The sequence below is a fragment of the Actinoallomurus sp. CA-142502 genome, from assembly GCF_050936355.1.
GTDB lineage: Bacteria > Actinomycetota > Actinomycetes > Streptosporangiales > Streptosporangiaceae > Actinoallomurus > Actinoallomurus iriomotensis.
The window spans coordinates 8735762-8752508 of sequence record NZ_JBNJMY010000001.1 but is presented as its reverse complement, the minus strand read 5'-3'; the positions used below and the strand labels follow the sequence as shown (position 1 = coordinate 8752508).

The 16747-nt window shown below is 70.5% G+C and carries 11 protein-coding genes; all 11 read left to right on the top strand.

Features of this window, described 5'->3' with window-relative positions:
• The first annotated feature begins 10 nt into the window (after positions 1 to 10).
• The 11 genes from cobT to ACQEV1_RS40770 all read left to right on the top strand — a co-directional run bounded on the left by cobT (position 11) and on the right by ACQEV1_RS40770 (position 16743).
• Positions 11 to 1072, top strand: a complete 1062-nt coding sequence (cobT, locus tag ACQEV1_RS40820; protein WP_433401850.1) for a nicotinate-nucleotide--dimethylbenzimidazole phosphoribosyltransferase — start codon at positions 11 to 13, stop codon at positions 1070 to 1072.
• Positions 1073 to 1175: 103 nt separating this feature from the next.
• The gene (gene cobA, locus ACQEV1_RS40815; RefSeq protein ID WP_285631062.1) at positions 1176 to 2426 is read left to right on the top strand and encodes a uroporphyrinogen-III C-methyltransferase; all 1251 of its coding nucleotides are present in this window, start codon (positions 1176 to 1178) and stop codon (positions 2424 to 2426) included.
• Positions 2410 to 4134, top strand: coding sequence for an AAA family ATPase (locus ACQEV1_RS40810; RefSeq protein WP_285631065.1), 1725 nt, complete (start codon positions 2410 to 2412; stop codon positions 4132 to 4134). Before cobA ends, ACQEV1_RS40810 begins: the two co-directional genes overlap by 17 nt.
• A gap of 43 nt (positions 4135 to 4177) precedes the next feature.
• Complete coding sequence (locus tag ACQEV1_RS40805) at positions 4178 to 5860, top strand: GTPase family protein (RefSeq protein WP_433401847.1); 1683 nt, start codon at positions 4178 to 4180, stop codon at positions 5858 to 5860.
• A 359-nt stretch (positions 5861 to 6219) separates the two neighbouring features.
• Positions 6220 to 6732, top strand: coding sequence for a single-stranded DNA-binding protein (locus ACQEV1_RS40800; protein ID WP_433401845.1), 513 nt, complete (start codon positions 6220 to 6222; stop codon positions 6730 to 6732).
• A gap of 2044 nt (positions 6733 to 8776) precedes the next feature.
• Positions 8777 to 10051, top strand: a complete 1275-nt coding sequence (locus ACQEV1_RS40795; RefSeq protein ID WP_433401843.1) for a GGDEF domain-containing protein — start codon at positions 8777 to 8779, stop codon at positions 10049 to 10051.
• 775 nt (positions 10052 to 10826) lie between these two features.
• A complete protein-coding gene (ettA, locus tag ACQEV1_RS40790) occupies positions 10827 to 12524 on the top strand; it encodes an energy-dependent translational throttle protein EttA (protein ID WP_433401841.1) in 1698 nt (565 codons plus the stop codon).
• 133 nt (positions 12525 to 12657) lie between these two features.
• Positions 12658 to 13425 (top strand): group II truncated hemoglobin, encoded by a 768-nt coding sequence (locus ACQEV1_RS40785; RefSeq protein WP_285631077.1) that lies wholly within the window; start codon positions 12658 to 12660, stop codon positions 13423 to 13425.
• An 83-nt stretch (positions 13426 to 13508) separates the two neighbouring features.
• Positions 13509 to 13946: an acyl-CoA thioesterase gene (locus ACQEV1_RS40780; RefSeq protein WP_285631080.1), complete on the top strand. Its 438-nt coding sequence runs from the start codon at positions 13509 to 13511 to the stop codon at positions 13944 to 13946.
• Between the two features lie 111 nt (positions 13947 to 14057).
• Positions 14058 to 15464 carry a S28 family serine protease gene (locus ACQEV1_RS40775; RefSeq protein WP_285574274.1) on the top strand — a complete coding sequence of 469 codons (1407 nt, stop codon included), beginning with the start codon at positions 14058 to 14060 and terminating at the stop codon, positions 15462 to 15464.
• Between the two features lie 85 nt (positions 15465 to 15549).
• Positions 15550 to 16743 carry an MFS transporter gene (locus ACQEV1_RS40770; protein ID WP_285631090.1) on the top strand — a complete coding sequence of 398 codons (1194 nt, stop codon included), beginning with the start codon at positions 15550 to 15552 and terminating at the stop codon, positions 16741 to 16743.
• The last annotated feature ends 4 nt before the right edge of the window (positions 16744 to 16747 follow it).

Here is a 16747-nt window from a genome sequence, read left to right as displayed (position 1 = left end):
AGGAGACCTCATGGACCTCATCGCCGAGACGATCGCCGCTATCCGTCCGCTGGACGAGGCGGCCATGACCGCGGCACGGGCGCACCAGGACCGGCTGACCAAGCCGCGCGGCGCGCTCGGCGTGCTGGAGGAGCTCTCGGTGCGCCTCTCCGGGCTCGCCGGCGCCTGCCCGCCGCCCATGCCCGAGCCGGCCGCCGTCGCGGTCTTCGCCGCCGACCACGGCGTCCACGCCCAGGGCGTCACCCCCTGGCCGCAGGAGGTCACCGGCCAGATGGTGGGCAACTTCCTCGCCGGCGGGGCCGTGGTCAACGCCTTCGCCCGCCAGACCGGCGCCGACGTCCGCGTCATCGACGTCGGCGTCCGTACCGACCTGCCCGCCGCCGACGGACTGATCGTCCGCAAGGCCGCCCACGGCACGGCGGACATGACCCGCGAACCCGCCATGACGGACGGACAGGTGCGCGCGGCGGTCGGAACCGGCATCGAGCTCGCCCGCGACCTGGTCGCCGACGGCCACCGCTGCCTGGTGACCGGCGACATGGGCATCGCCAACACGACCGCCTCCGCGGCCCTCATCGCCGCCTTCACCGGCCGCGCGCCGGAGAACGTCACCGGCTACGGCACGGGCGTCGACGAGGCCACCCGCACCCGCAAGATCGAGGTCGTGCGCGCCGCGCTGGAGCGCGCCGGCCTGGACGAGCGCAGCGACCCGCTCACCGTCCTCGCGGAGGTGGGCGGCCTGGAGCACGCGGCGATCGCCGGCTTCGTCCTCGGCGGTGCCGCCGCGCGGGTGCCCGTCGTGCTCGACGGCGTGATCGCCGGCGCCGCCGCGCTGGCCGCCGCGGCCCTCGCCCCCGACGTACGAGGCGCCTGCGTCGCGGGCCACCGCTCCGCCGAACCGGGTCACGCGGCCGCGCTCCAGCACCTCGAACTGCGTCCGCTCGTCGATCTCGAACTCCGGCTCGGCGAGGGCACCGGGGCCCTGCTCGCGCTTCCGCTGGTCCAGAGCGCCGTACGCGTGCTGCACGAAGTCGCGACCTTCGACTCCGCCGGTGTGGCGGACAAGGCTTGACCAGGGACGAGTACCTTGGTGCCTGAACATGGTGGCGAAGAACCCGTGATGGCCGGTGCCCGTGGCCGTGCCTGACCCGAGCTCGACTCAGGAGACCCGAGAGTTGCCCCCCTACCTGCTCGGCCTGCGCCTCGACGGACGCCGCGTCGTCGTCGTGGGCGGCGGGCGCGTCGCCCAGCGGCGCGTGCCCGCGCTGCTGGCCGCCGGCGCCGAGGTGCTCCTCGTCTCGCCGGAGGTCACCCCGGCTCTGGAGGACCTGGTCGCGCGCGAGGAGCTGACCTGGGAGCGCCGGCCGTACCGCACGGGCGACTGTGACGGCGCGTGGCTCGTGCAGGCCTGCACCGACGACGGCGAGGTCAACGCCGCGGTCGCCGCGGAGGCCGAGGCGCGGCGGATCTGGTGCGTGCGGGCCGACGACGCGCAGGCGTCCGCGGCCTGGACCCCGGCGAGCGGCCGCGTCGGCGAGACCTCGGTGGCGGTGCTGGCCGGCGGTGACCCGCGGCGTGCCGCCGGTGTGCGCGACGCGGTCCTCGACGGCCTGCGCGACGGCGGCATCACCGCCCGCCACTCGCGCCGCAAGCCCGTCGGCGTCGCCCTCGTGGGCGGCGGGCCCGGCGACCCGGGCCTCATCACGGTGCGCGGCCGCCGGCTGCTCGCCCAGGCCGACGTGGTCGTCACCGACCGGCTCGCGCCGCGCGAACTGCTCGACGAACTCCCCGGCGACGTGGAGATCGTCGACGCGGCCAAGATCCCGTACGGCCGGTCGGTCACACAGGAGCACATCAACGCCGCGCTGGTCGAGCACGCGCGCGCCGGCCGGTTCGTCGTGCGCCTCAAGGGCGGCGACCCCTTCGTGTTCGGGCGGGGCGCCGAAGAGGTGCTCCACTGCGTACGGGAGGGCATTCCGGTCACCGTGGTGCCCGGCATCACGAGTGCGATCGCCGTACCCTCCGCGGTCGGCATCCCGGTCACTCACCGGGGCGTCGCGCAGGAGTTCCACGTGGTGTCCGCGCACGTCGCCCCCGGAAACCCGGCCTCGACGGTGGACTGGGAGGCGCTCGGGCGCTCCCACGGCACGCTCATTCTCCTCATGGCCGTCGAGCGGATGCGTGTGATCGCCGACACTCTCATGCGCTATGGTCGGTCGCCGGACACACCTGTCGCGGTGATCCAAGACGGTACGCTGCAGAGCCAGCGCACGCTCATGGCGAGCCTCGCGACTGTTGCGGACGAGATGACGGCCAGCGGAGTACGGCCACCGGCGATCGTCGTCGCCGGCGAGGTCGTTCAGGTGGCTCAAGAGATCGAATTGCTGCGAGCGGATATGGGGCGGCTCCGTGACACCCCCGGCTGATCAGGGCGCCGCCAAGCACAGGGCGGCGTCCCTCCCACTCGACGAGGTCCTGGCCGAACTGCGGGACCAGATCGCCTCTGTCCGGTTCGTCCTTGACGCACCGGGCACCGAAGAGGCGGAGACCACACAGCAGGACCTGCTGAACCAGCTCGACGACTACGTGCTGCCCAGAGTGCGGCGCACCGACTCCCCGCTGCTCGTGGTGCTGAGCGGCTCCACCGGCGCGGGCAAGTCCACGCTGGTGAACACGCTCGTCGGCGCCCGGGTCAGCGCCACGGGCGTGCTACGGCCGACCACGAGCAGCCCGATCCTGGTCTGCCACCCCGACGACGCCGACTGGTGGCTGGACGAACGCTACGTCCTGCCGGGGTTCGGCCGGGTGCCCGGACCGGCGCCCGACGCCGTCGTCGGCGACCAGCTCGTGATCATGAAGAGTGAGGTGCTGCCGCGCGGGCTCGCGCTGCTCGACAGCCCCGACGTCGACTCGGTGTTCGAGGACCACCACGAGTTCGCCGCCCAGTTCCTGGCCGCCGCCGACATCTGGATGTGCGTGACGACCGCCGCGCGGTACGCCGACGCGCAGGTCTGGCGGCTGCTGCACCGGGCGCGCGACCACGGCGCCACCCTCGGCATCGTCCTGTCGCGGGTGCCCGAGGAGGGCGGCGAGGAGGTCGTGGCCCACTTCGCCGAGATGCTCAAGGACAACGGCCTCGAGGCGGCGGCCCAGTTCACCATCCCCGAGACCAAGGTCTCCGGCGGCATGCTGCCCAAAGAGATGTCCGACGAGGTGCAGGAGTGGCTGACCGGCATCACCGAGGACGAAGATGGCCGGGCCGACGTCATCAGGTCTACGCTGGGTAGCGTGCTGGACACCTTCCGCACTCGCGTCCCCGAGCTCGCCAAGCGGGTCGAGGAGCAGGTCGCCCTGCGCACGGTGCTGCGCGACGAGGCCGAGGCCGCGTACGCCGAGGCCCTGGCCGAGCTCGACGAGGCCACGCGCAACGGCTCCCTGCTGCGCGGCGAGGTGCTGGCACGCTGGCAGGACTTCGCCGGCACCGGTGATCTCGAGCGCGCCCTGCAGTCGCGGGGCGGCCAGGCGGGCCACCGGGGCGGACGCCGCCGTCGCGCCCCGGCCCGCGTACGCGCGCTGAAGGTCGCACTGCGCAGCGGCCTGGAGTCCCTCGTCATCGCCGCCGCCGAACGCGCGGCGGAGGACGTCGTGGCCCGGTGGCGGGACCGCCCGGCCGGCGCCAAGCTGCTCGAAGGACGCGCCGACGAGCTCGGCCGCGCCTCCGCGGAGCTGGCCCGCCGCGCCACCCGCGCCGTCAGCTCCTGGCAGGAGCACATCATCGACCTGATCCGCACCGAGGGCGTCACCAAGCGGTCCGTCGCCAAGTTCGTCTCCTACGACGACGAGGCGCTGTCGCTGGTGCTGATGGTCGGGCTCCTCGGGTTCGGCACGAGCGACGCGCCCGTCGAGACGGGCACCAGCGCCGTGCCGCAGCGATTGCTCAAGGCGCTGTTCGGGGCCGAATCCTTGCGTAGCATGAGCGCCAAGGCCAGGGCCGACCTGCGTGGCCGGATCGGGATGCTCTACGACGAGGAGGCCATCCGGTTCGGGCAGGCCCTCGACGGCGCGGGCGTGCCGGACGAGACCACACCGGTCCAGCTCTACCAGGCCACATACAACCTTGAGGTCGCCCGGTGAGCCACTCCCGGGTACTTTCCCGACACGACGAGGAGCGCGACCGATGACGGCGACGACACCGCCGGTCTCCTCGCTTGAGGAGATCCAGACTCCACCGCGGCCCGCGCCGTCCGGCCTGTCCACCCGCCTGGACGTCCTCGACCGGCTCGTCGCCCTCGGCGAGGGCCGGATCGACCAGTCGCTCATGGACGACGCGGCGGCGCTGCTCACCCGCGCCGGCGAGCGCCTGCGGCTGTCCGGTGAGCACACGGTGGTCGCCCTGGCCGGCGGCACCGGCAGCGGCAAGTCATCGCTGTTCAACGCGGTGTGCGGCCTGGAGCTGTCACCCACCGGCCTGCGCCGTCCGATGACCAGCTCCGCCCACGCCTGCGTCTGGGGCCTCGGCGGCGCCGGCCCGCTGCTCGACTGGCTGGAGATCGAGTCGCGTCACCGCTACGCCCGCGCCAGCGCCCTCGACGGCGAGGGCCAGGTGGGCTCCCTGCAGGGCCTGGTGCTGCTCGACCTGCCCGACCACGACTCGATCCGCGCGGCGCACCTGGCCGAGGTGGACAAGTACGTCAGCGTCGCCGACCTCATCGTCTGGGTCCTCGACCCGCAGAAGTACGCCGACTTCGCCGTCCACCGGCGCTACTTCGAGCAGCTCTCCGGCCACACCGGCGTGACCCTGATCATCCTCAACCAGATCGACCGCCTGGAGCCCGAAGAGGTCACCGAGTGCGTCAAGGACCTCCGGCGCCTGCTGGAGGCCGAGGGCATGGGCGGCCCGACCATCCTGACCACCTCCGCCAAGGCCGGCACGGGCGTCGACGGCTTCCGCGAGGTGCTCGCCGACGCGGTCGCCGCCCGCCAGGCCCGGCTCGACCGTCTCGTCGCCGACATCGACCGCCTGGTCAAGCGCTTCGAGGGCCAGTACGGCCCCGCCGAGCCTGCCGAGAAGGTCGACGACCGCCGCGCCGCGGCTCTCGTCGAGGCCCTCGCGGACGCCGCCGGGGTTCCGGCCGTGGCGGAGTCGATGGAGAGCGCCTACTCCCTGCGCGCCCACGACTACGTCGGCTGGCCGGTCGGCCGCCTGGCCGCCCGCATGCACTCCGACCCGCTGCGCCGCATGCGGCTGGGCGAACTGCGCCAGGAGCTGCGCGCGGCCTTCACGACACCGGTGAACGCCCAGCAGGCGCACGTGGACAACGCCCTGCAGGAGGTGACGGAGGGGGTCGTGGAGGACCTGCCGCCGTCGTGGCAGCGTTCGGTCCGCGAGGCGGGCCGGTCGAAGGCGGAACAGCTTCCGGAGTCCCTCGGCAACGCGCTCCGCGACGTCGTGCCGACCTTCAACCAGATCCCGGCGTGGTGGTGGATCGTCCGCGCCTGGCAGTGGGTCCTCATCGCCGCCTCGGTTTTGGGCCTGGTCTGGCTCGGCACCATCGTGGCCTACGGTGCGCTGAAGCTGGGCCACGCACCGTGGACCGTCCTGGGCGACACGGGCCTGATTCCGTACGTCTGCCTGCTGATCGTCTGTGCGTTGGGCCTGGGCGCCTTCACGTCCTCGGCCGCCCGCAACATGATCGCCCTGTCCTCGGTCCGCCACAGCGAACGCCTGGAAGAACGAATGCGTTCGGGCATCAACGAGTCCGCCCGCACCCTGGTCCTCGAACCGGTCGAACGCGAGCTGGCGGTGTACAAGACCTTCCGCGAAGAACTCTCCACCGCCATCAGCCCACTCGTCCACTGAGCTGCCGGACCGTCTCACTCCGGTCCGGACGCTCCTTGCGGTCGGCCGCGCCATGCCGGGACGCCGGTCGGCATCGGGTGAGCGCGGGGCGCGTTCGCATTCATTACGTTCGCCTGAGCTGCGCAGCCGTACCATCCCGTCTCCGCTTGGGCCGGGACCGGTCGTCCGGGACGACGGTCAGTACAGGCTGAGCGCCGGGCGAGCCATGCGCCATCGTTCGCTCACGATGAGTTATCCACAGGCTGCGCAGGGGTCTGGTGGTGCCCACTCGATGTCCGTCACCGTGGTTGTCACATCGGCGGCACCGGACCGCCACTGACAGACCGGAGGACCCCTTCGTGAACGAGGCAGTCGTCACCGTGATCGGCTTCGTCGCCCAAGACCCCATCTTCGAAGTTCTCGCGAGCGGCACGTCGCTGATGTCGCTGCGGATCGGCAGCACCCCACGCCGCTACGACCGGGAGATCGGCCAGTGGCGCGACGACGACCCGATGTTCCTGACCGTGACCTGTTGGCGCACGCTCGCCGACAACCTGCAGTCCTGTGAGCTCCAACGCGGAGACCCGATCATCGTCACGGGCAAGCTCCGCATCCGCGAGTACGTCAAGGATGGGCAAAAGCGCTTCTCCGCCCAGATCGAAGCCACCACCGTCGGCCATGACCTCAGCCGGGGAGTGGCCCGCTTCCAACGCGCCCAGCGCTCCGCCTTCCCAGAAGACCGCCGCGAAGCGGACGACATGGCCGACCGCTGGCTCGAAGCCGACCTGGATGAGGACGCCGAAGAACTCACCACCCAGATCACCGACAAGTCCGAAAACATCGACGACACGGACGAGGACGGCGACACGCCCCCGTTCCGCGCCGCCGCCTGACCGACCATCCGTCTACCAGCACCGACTCCGACCACGGCAACCGCACCGGCCCCGACCACGCCAGACCGACCGGTCCCGGCTGCGGCAGGCACCTCGGTCCTGGCCGCGGCGGGCCCGCCGGTTCCGACCCGTGGCAGGCGGACCGCTCCCGACCTGTGGCAGGCTGGCCGGCCTCAACCTGCGGCGGGCGCCTCGATCCTGTCTGCGGCGAGCCCACCGGTCCTGGCCGCGCAGGTCATCGACCCTGGCCGTGGTTGCCCGTCGGACCGGTGTCGCTGAACCATGCCGATGCCGCCGTGGATGAGGTCGTGCCGGTCCCAACATGGCTGAGGCCGTGGCGCTCCCGCCAAGCCCGACGTGCCGATCCCCGAATGGAGAACCATCGCTCATGTCAGTCGAGTCGCACACCAACGAGACGAGCCGAAACACGCCCAGGAAGCCGAGAGGGCCGGGAACATCCACCCCGGCCGACCGGTGCGGCCGAGAGCCGCCCGGGCATCCCGTGGCCGGCGGGAGACCCCCATTCACCCTTTCAAGGTGTCGGAGGAGGGAGACGATGCAATTCCCGCGAGCCGTCTCCTGGATCTGAGAGGCGAGGCCCCGGGGGAGAGCCAGATGCTCCGCCGAGCCTCACCACAGGACTGAACGCTGCTGTCGGTGAGCCGCCGACCGACGTGCAACCTGTCCTGGATGAGCCCCGAGGTCGCGGCAGGGATGCCCTTAGCCGTACTCGTCCCCGGAGCCCGCCCTCAACCGCGTCGCGCCCGTCGAGAGCCGATTTCGGAAGACGCCAAAGCCCACGGACCCGAAGCGACAGCCGGAGAGCGAAGGAGGGCAACCAGGGAGCCAGCCGGAATCGGGCAGAGAGGGCGGCCGGAGAGGGGCGGCCGGACAGCCCGGTGAAAGAGAGCAGCCATCGATGCCAACTGGAGATGCAGCCAGAGAGGCAGCCAAGAGCCCGAACCACCTGGAAGCGTTCTCGCGCTTCCCCCTGCGAGGTCTGCGTGGGAGGACACCACTAGCTCTTGACGGAGACAGAGAGACGGCATGGAGAGGCAGCCGGAGAGGAGGTTGGCCGCGGGACGCATCATCCGACCGCAGGAGGGGGCGCCGCGCAGCGGCCCGTGCGGGCGACGCGCCTGACGGTGCTTCACCCCGCAAGGCCGCTGCGCGGCGGCGGACCAGGGTAGGGAACATCGGATCGGTGTCGGACCGACTCCGGTGGACGGTCGCTGCGCGGCGGCGGACCAGGGTAGGGAACATCGGATCGGTGTCGGACCGACTCTGGCAGACAGCGATCGCCCGCAGGCGACGCGCCGCGGCCCAGCGCCACCCGCACGACGGTGGTGGCGTGACTTGCCACCGCACCGGTCCGCGAGTTCCCTCCGTCCCGGGTGGTCAGTAGCTCCGGACCGCTCGTGGGCACGGCACCACCGGTTCCCAGGTGGCAGTAAACCTGCGGATCGTAAACGTTTGTCTGGATTTGCGATCTCACGATCACCGCAAGTGAAACGACGCGGCTGCGGTTGCGCCGGCCATGTGCCGTCGGGATTGTTGTCGCAGCCGGCGGGCCGGCCGTCGGGTGATTCTGTGAGCGTGCGGTGGTTGTCGGCGTGGCGCTGGCGGCCATGCGGTGGTCGCCCGCGATGCGTCGTGGGCAGTGCTGGCGTGCGAGGCGTGATGGCTCGGCCCAGATGGACGTTGGCCAGCGGGGTCGGGCAGGCGGCAGGGCGGTGGCCCTGTCCACGTCAGATCCAGGAGACTCCGCGCATCCTGATTCCCTTTCCGGAAATGCTGCGTCCCACCCGGCGTCGGGCCGGACGGGGTGACGGGGCACTCAGGGGGGCGATGAGCGCCTGCGGGCCTGAGCGTACGCCCTTCATCCGACGGGCGCTCTAAGAAGCTACAGCTTTTCCCGCCCACTCCGCACACATTGCAACTATCCTATTACTGAATGTGATTCGATGATGAGGTGAGCGCGGGCCCGTCCTCAGCCAGGGGGCAGTCCCGACGTGCGGCTTTGGCCCGATCCGTTGGGGGAATGATGACGGCACTGCATCAGTCGGCCGCCGAGGGCCGGGGCGACGTGACCAGAAAGCCTCCACGCTGGCCACTGTTGGCCCAGCCCGCGCCGACCATCGCGTACGTCGTCGTGGTGGTGGGGCTGCATTTCGTACTGATCGGCATGCTCGCCGCGCGTACGGAGTGGCGGCCGGCGGCGCTGCTCACGTTCGCGGCTCTGATGGGGGCCGGTGCGCTCTGCATCGAGGCCTCACGGCGGCTCGGCATGCCCGCGGGCATCGCGCGTGACCTGCTCTCCGCCTGGTGGCTTCCCGTGGCGCTGCTCCTGCCACCGGTGTACGCGCTGCTGATCCCCATCCCGATGCAGGCGCTGCTGCAACTGCGCGTACGCCGCACCCTGCTGCATCGGCGCGCCATCGTCGCCGCTGCTCACGGCCTCGCGGGCGCCGCGGCCTCGGTGACCTTCCACCTCGTCGTACCGGATCCGCTCCAGGCCGGCACCCGATGGCTCGCCGATCTCGACTCGGTCATCCCGGTGATGGTCGCCTGTGCCGTCCTGTTCACGGTGATCAACACGGCGATCGTGGCGGTCGCCGCGCACAGCTCCGCGCCGGGCTGCCGCTGGCACGAGCACCTGCGCAACCGCGAGCACCTGGTCCTCGACGTCGTCGAGCTCTGCCTCGGCGTTCTCGTCACGATCGCCTGCGCGCTCAGCCCCGCGCTGATTCTCGTCGCGCTGCCGCCGGTGATGCTGCTTCAGCGCAGCCTCATGCACCAGCAGCTCCAGGCCGCCGCCCGTACGGACGCCAAGACCGGCCTGCTCAACGCCGCGGCCTGGCAGCGCGAGGCCGACACCGAGATCGCTCGCGCCAACCGTACGGGCGAGTCCCTCGCCCTCCTGCTGATCGACATCGACCACTTCAAACGGGTCAACGACGTTCACGGGCACCTGGCCGGCGACCAGGTGCTGATCGGCGTCGCCGGCACGCTCGTCAGCCAACTGCGCGAGTACGACGTCGTCGGCCGGTTCGGCGGCGAGGAGTTCGTCGTCCTCCTGCCGGGCGCCGACATCCTCGAAGGCTGCCGCGTGGCCGAACGCCTCCGCAACCGCGTACGCCGGCTCTCCGTACCGGCCGACGACGAGTCGGTCACCGTCACGGTCTCGGTCGGCGTCGCCCTCTTCCGTACGCACGGCCAGGATCTCCTCGAACTCCTGGCCTCCGCCGACCTCGCCCTCTACCGAGCCAAGAAGTCCGGCCGCGACCGCATCTGCCTCCCCGCGACCCAGAAGGCCTGACCCCCCGCACGACAACGCCGGACTCGCACGCGAAGGGTCCGGCTTCTGCACGGGAAGGGTGACGCGGACGGCGAGGAGAGGGCAGCGGAGAGGGGCGAAACGCATCCATCAGGCGTCCGCGACTGCGCGCGGATCCCCTCTGCGGACGCTGCTCGGACGCAGTGGTCGATGACCGCGGGGCAGGAGCGACGCCGCGCCGTACGACATTGATCGGTGGTCGTGGCGGGCTGACGACGATCCCTGGGCCAGAGAAGGTCGCCGACGCGCGAGGAGTAACCGGACTCCTCACGCCCGAAGTGGCCGGGCTCTCATCCGGCGGTGCAGGGCCTTGCCGGCGATCAGCTCGACGCCGTCAATGCCTTGGCCGCGGCCAGCTCCAGCACACGTTGAGGCGTGGCGCTCGTGGGGACCTGGCAAAGTTCGCGCCTGAAATATGAGCCCACATGTAAGCGAGAACGGACGTCTCACGTGACCTCTGGGCCTCGCGTGAGCGTGACCGGGCTTCGTCGGATAAGGCGTGGCGGGGTTTCTCTCCGGTTCCCCGCACAGGCAAAAGATGATCACGCCGAGCCGCCCGAACTTCCAAATCCCGCTCCGCTGCAGCGCCGCGGGTCACCTGGAAAGACGAATCCCCGGCTCAGCGGCGCCGCCGAGCCGAGAACGCCGGAGCGTCGCAAGGCGAGAGGACCCAGACGGCGGAAACGGCGGAAAACGACCCCGCGACATCCGCTCAGGCCGGTAAGGCCACCGCCTCGGAGGCCATAGGCTTGGGTACATGCCGGAGTACATCTACACGATGCAGCGTGCGCGCAAAGCGCACGGTGACAAGGTCATTCTCGACGATGTCACCCTCAGCTTCCTGCCCGGAGCAAAGATCGGTGTCGTCGGACCCAACGGCGCCGGCAAGTCCACGCTGCTCCGGCTGATGGCCGGTATCGAGCAGCCCTCCAACGGCGAGGCCCGGCTGATGCCCGGGTTCACCGTCGGTCTCCTCCAGCAAGAACCCCCGCTCAACGAAGAGAAGACCGTTCTCGGCAACGTCGAGGAGGGAGTCGCCGAGACCAAGGCGATGCTCGACCGGTTCAACGAGATCGCCGAGAAGATGGCGACCGACTACTCCGACGAGCTGCTCGAGGAGATGGGCAAGCTCCAGGAGCAGCTCGACCACCGCAACGCCTGGGACCTCGACAGTCAGCTCGAGCAGGCGATGGACGCCCTCCGCTGCCCGCCTCCGGACGCGGACGTCACGAAGCTCTCCGGCGGCGAGCGCCGGCGGGTGGCCCTGTGCAAGCTCCTCCTCGAGGCACCCGACCTCCTGCTCCTCGACGAGCCCACCAACCACCTCGACGCCGAGAGTGTGCAGTGGCTGGAGCAGTTCCTGGAGAAGTACGAGGGCACCGTCCTCGCCGTCACCCACGACCGGTACTTCCTCGACAACGTCGCCGGCTGGATCTGTGAGGTCGACCGCGGCCGTCTCGTCGGGTACGAGGGCAACTACTCCACCTACCTGGAGAAGAAGGCCGAGCGCCTGAAGGTCGAGGGGCAGAAGGACGCCAAGAAGAAGAAGCGTCTGGAGCAGGAGCTCGAGTGGGTCCGCTCCAACCCGAAGGCCCGCCAGACCAAGAGCAAGGCCCGGCTCCAGCGCTACGAGGAGATGGCGGCCGAGGCGGCCAAGACCCGCAAGCTCGACTTCGAGGAGATCCAGATCCCGCCGGGCCCGCGCCTGGGCACCACGGTGATCGTCGCCGAGCACCTCACCAAGGGCTTCGACGACCGTCTCCTGATGGAGGATCTCACCTTCAACCTGCCGCCGAACGGCATCGTCGGCGTCATCGGCCCGAACGGCGTCGGTAAGACCACGCTGTTCCGCATGATCGTGAACGCGGCCGGCGCGGGCGCCCCGGAGGGCGTCACCGCGGACGAGAAGCCGGACGAGGGCAGCCTCAAGGTCGGCGACACGGTCAAGATCTCCTACGTCGACCAGAGCCGTGGCGGCATCGCCCCGGACAAGAACGTCTGGCAGGTCGTCTCCGACGGGCTCGACCACATCAAGGTCGGCCAGGTGGAGATGCCCAGCCGCGCGTACGTCGCGGCCTTCGGCTTCAAGGGCCCGGACCAGCAGAAGCCCGCGGGCGTGCTGTCCGGCGGTGAGCGCAACCGGCTCAATCTGGCGCTCACCCTCAAGCAGGGCGGCAACGTCCTCCTGCTCGACGAGCCCACCAACGACCTCGACGTCGAGACGCTGAGCTCGCTGGAGAACGCCCTGCTGGAGTTCCCCGGCTGCGCCGTGATCACCTCGCACGACCGGTGGTTCCTCGACCGCATCGCCACGCACATCCTGGCGTGGGAAGAGGGTTCGAGCTGGTTCTGGTTCGAGGGCAACTTCGCGGACTACGAGAAGAACAAGATCGAGCGCCTGGGCGCCGACGCGGCCCGCCCGCACCGCGTCACCCACCGCAAGCTCACCCGCTGACCACCGGCGCTCGACACATCGGCGGCACGGTCGCGGATGGCACCGCCATCCGCCGGCCGTGCCGCCGATGGCGTTCAGGTTCGGCCTCTGGCTATGATTACAAAATTACAGTTGCTTCAGAGGCGAGGGCCGCATGACTGTCGAGTACATCCGTTACCGGATCGGCCGGCAGGACGCCGAGGAGTTCGAAGCCGCCTACGCACGTGCCGCGGTGCCCTTGGCGGCCGCGCCACAGTGTGTGGACTACGAGCTGTCTCGCTGTGTCGAAGAGCCCGAATGGTACGTCCTGCGTATTACGTGGACCTCCGTCGAGGACCACGCGCAGGGTTTCCGCGGCGGAGAGCACTTCGGGGCGTTCTTCGCGGAGATCAAACCGTACGTTCAGCAGATCGAGGAGATGCGGCACTACGAGCGCACCGCCGTGTGCGGCACCGGCTCCTCGACGCCCAGCCTGTACGACTGGGCGGGTGGCGCCGAGGCGTTCGAGCGGCTCACCGAGTCGTTCTACGTCCAGGTCCTCAAGGACGACCTGATCGGTCCCCTCTTCGCTCACATGGATCCGGGCCACCCCGAGTACGTCGCGATGTGGCTGGCCGAGGTCTTCGGCGGCCCGTCCCGCTACACCGACGAGCGAGGCGGCTATCACCACATGCTCGCCCGCCATATCGGCAAGGCCATCAGCGAACCCCAGCGCCGCCGCTGGGTCGCCCTCCTCATGGACGCTGCCGACGAGGTCGGTCTGCCCGCCGATCCGGAGTTCCGCGCCGCGTTCGCGAGCTACATCGAGTGGGGAACCCGCCTCGCCTTCGCCAACTCCCAGCCGGGCGCCCGCCCCCCGCAGCAGGCTCCCGTCCCCCGCTGGGGCTGGGGTGTGGCCCCGCCGTACACCCCCACCGCCTGATCATGTCCACCCCGCCGTACGCCGGCCGAGGCGGGGCGGGGAGACTTGGGGCGACCTGTACGGCCTCGCGAGATGGATGACGCATGGTTCAGCCTGCCCTCGACACCGACCGGCGAGACGAGGTGCGCCGCCACATCCACGAGTTCCAGGTGCGGTTCGGCGACATCGACGTGCTCGGGCACGTGAACAACTGCCGCTACCTCACCTACCTCGAGGACGCGCGCGTGTCGATGTTCCGGCTCGATCCCCTGCGCCAGGGGACGGCGCCGCTCAAGGGGCTGGTCGTCGCCCGGCACGAGATCGACTACAAGCGCCCGCTGCTGTTCCGGCCGGAGCCGGTCCGCGTGGAGACCTGGGTGACCGAGCTGCGCGCCGCCTCGTTCACGCTGGCGTACGAGATCCGGGACGACGAGCACGTCTACGTTCGCGCTTCCTCGGTGATCGTCGCGTACGACCTGGAGAACACCCGCTCCCGCCGGCTCGATGAGGACGAGATCGCGTTCCTCGAGGCATACCGGTGAGTGAAACGTCGCTGACGACATTTTAGTAACAAACCCGACAGAAGCGCCGCTTTACCCATTCTTGCCCGTAATGTCACGCCTGCCCATTGGCGCGATCACATAGGGGTGAGGATGCGAAGGGTCTCACGAGGGTTGCTGGCCGTGATGCTCGCGGCGGGTCTCAGCGGTGTCTCGGGCACCGCGCACGCGACGACCGCCAAGGCCGACGGCGACATCCTGGCCAGGCTCAAGGCGATTCCCGGCATGACGGTGCAGGAGAAGACCTCCTCTCTCACGGGCTACCGGTGGTTCTGGCTGGACTACCGCCAGCCGGTCGACCATCGGCACCCGGACAAGGGCTGGTTCGAACAGCGCGTCCTGCTCGAGCACAAGTCCGACGACCGGCCCATGGTCCTTTACACCAGCGGTTACAACACTCCCGAGACGATGTTCCTGTCCGAGCCGACCGCGCTGGTCGACGGCAACCAGATCTCGGTGGAGTACCGGTTCTTCGACCCGTCGATCCCCCAGCCCGCACAGTGGAGCAAGGACACCATCTGGCAGGCCGCGACGGACGAGCACGTGCTCATCAAGGCCCTCAAGACGATCTACCACGGCAAGTGGATCTCCACCGGGGCGAGCAAGGGCGGCATGACCGCCACGTACCACAAGCGCTTCTACCCGAACGACGTCGACGGCACGGTGGCCTACGTCGCGCCGAACGACGTGAACAACAAGGACGACAGCGCGTACGACCGGTTCTTCAAGACCGTCGGCACCGACCCCCAGTGCCGTACGGACCTGCAGAACCTCCAGCGCGAGCTGCTCAAGCGCCGCACCGAGATCGAGGCGCGGATGACGGCCGCCGCCCAGCAGGCGGGCTACACCTGGAACATCATCAAGTCCGTCGACGTCGCCTTCGAGAATTCGGTGATGGACTTCGAGTGGGCGTTCTGGCAGTACCACCTGCAGGCGGAGTGCAAGGACGTGCCGTCCACGACCGCATCGACCGATGCGATCTACGACTACTTCGACCTGATCTCCGGGGCCCTGACCTACACGGACCAGAGCCTGCAGCCGTTCATCCCGTACTACTACCAGGCGGGCACCCAGCTCGGCTGGCCGTCGCCGAGCTTCAAGTACCTGCACCCGCTGCTCCGCCACGAGAGCACCTACCAGCCGCGGACGTACGTCCCGCGGGACATCCCGATGACGTTCGACCCGAACGCGATGAAGGACGTCGACCACTGGGTGCGGACGAGCGCGACGCACATGGCGTTCATCTACGGCCAGAACGACCCGTGGGGCGCCGAGGCGTTCAGCGTCGGCCCGCACGCCCGTGACTCGAAGGTCTACGTGTCGCCGGGGCAGAACCACAGCTCGCATCTCATCGCGACGCTGCCGGCCGCGCAGAAGGCGGAGGTGACCGCCGACCTGCTCCGCTGGGCCGGTGTCTCCTCGGCGGCGCAGCAGGCCAAGGCCCTGACCGGTCCGCAGGTCACCGAGGACCCGATTCTGGCGCGGCACCCGCGCCTCTGACCGAGACGACCCCCGTCGAAGACCTTCGGCGGGGGTTTCTCTCACCCTGAAGGCGTCTCATCATTCGAGACGCTAGTATCGCATTATGAACAGGCGGTGGTTGATCCTCATTGTCGGGCTGTTCGCGATGATCGCCGGATGCGCGTACCAGTACGGCCTTCCCTACCTGATCCCGGCGCTCCGGGCCGACAAGGGGCTCTCCCTCCGCGAGGCGGCGACGCTCATCTCCTGTCCCGTCGCCGGGCTGCTGATCGCGCTGGCGCTCTGGGGGATCGCCGCCGACCGCTGGGGTGAGCGGATCATCCTCTCCACCGGCCTGACCGTCGCCGGCCTCGCGCTGCTGGCCGCCACCACCGCGACGGGCATCCCGGCGCTGGGCGCCTGCTTCTTCGTCGCCGGTGCGGGCGGCGCGTCGATCCATGCCGCCAGCGGGCGGCTGATCCTCGGCTGGTTCGCCGCGCACGAACGCGGCCTGGCCATGGGCGTACGGCAGACGGGCCAGCCGCTCGGCGTCGGGCTGGCCGCGCTCACCCTGCCGCCGCTGGCGTCCCGCGCGGGCCTGCACGGCGGCCTGTACCTGCTGGCCGCCTGCTGCCTGGCGGCCGCCCTCCTGGTCGGCGTGCTGGTCCGCGACCCCGAGCGGCCGGAGGCGGGCGACGACGAGCACCGCGGGCGGTCGCCGTACCGCACGCCGGTGCTCTGGCGGATCCACGCGGCGAGCGCGCTGCTGGTCGTGCCGCAGTTCGCGGTGTCCGCGTTCGCCCTCGTCTACCTGGTCGACGCGCGCGGCTGGGACGCCGCGACGGCCGGCCGGGTGCTGGCGGTGGCGCAGGTCGGCGGGGCGGTCGCGCGGCTCGCCGTCGGCCACTGGTCGGACCGGGTGGGCAGCCGCGTACGGCCCATGCGCACGCTCGCCGTGGCGATCGGCGTCATCGTGCTCGTGCTGGCGGCCGGAGCGCTGTCCGGCTCGGCCGCCGCCACCGTCGCGCTGCTCGCCGCCTCCGTGCTCACGGTGACCACGAACGGGCTCGCCTTCACCGCGGTGGCGGAGTACGCCGGGCGGTCGTGGGCCGGGCGCGCCCTCGGCATCCAGAACACCGGCCAGAACCTGCTGGCCGCCGCCACCCCGCCGGTGCTCGGCACGCTCGTGGCCGGCGCGTCGTACGGTGCGGCGTTCGCCACCGCGGTGGCGTTTCCCCTGGTCGCGGCGCTGCTGGTGCCCGGCCGTCTCGGCACGGGACGAACGGCCGAGCCCGAGCCCAGCCTCGACCGGTCGTGAGCCG

Bases quoted from the DNA above. Each gene is read 5' to 3' on its own strand.
- cobT (WP_433401850.1), top strand. From the start codon at position 11: ATGGACCTCATCGCCGAGACGATCGCCGCTATCCGTCCGCTGGACGAG.
- ACQEV1_RS40805 (WP_433401847.1), top strand. From the start codon at position 4,178: ATGACGGCGACGACACCGCCGGTCTCCTCGCTTGAGGAGATCCAGACT.
- ACQEV1_RS40795 (WP_433401843.1), top strand. From the start codon at position 8,777: ATGACGGCACTGCATCAGTCGGCCGCCGAGGGCCGGGGCGACGTGACC.
- ettA (WP_433401841.1), top strand. From the start codon at position 10,827: ATGCCGGAGTACATCTACACGATGCAGCGTGCGCGCAAAGCGCACGGT.
- ACQEV1_RS40785 (WP_285631077.1), top strand. From the start codon at position 12,658: ATGACTGTCGAGTACATCCGTTACCGGATCGGCCGGCAGGACGCCGAG.
- ACQEV1_RS40780 (WP_285631080.1), top strand. From the start codon at position 13,509: ATGGTTCAGCCTGCCCTCGACACCGACCGGCGAGACGAGGTGCGCCGC.
- ACQEV1_RS40775 (WP_285574274.1), top strand. From the start codon at position 14,058: ATGCGAAGGGTCTCACGAGGGTTGCTGGCCGTGATGCTCGCGGCGGGT.
- ACQEV1_RS40770 (WP_285631090.1), top strand. From the start codon at position 15,550: ATGAACAGGCGGTGGTTGATCCTCATTGTCGGGCTGTTCGCGATGATC.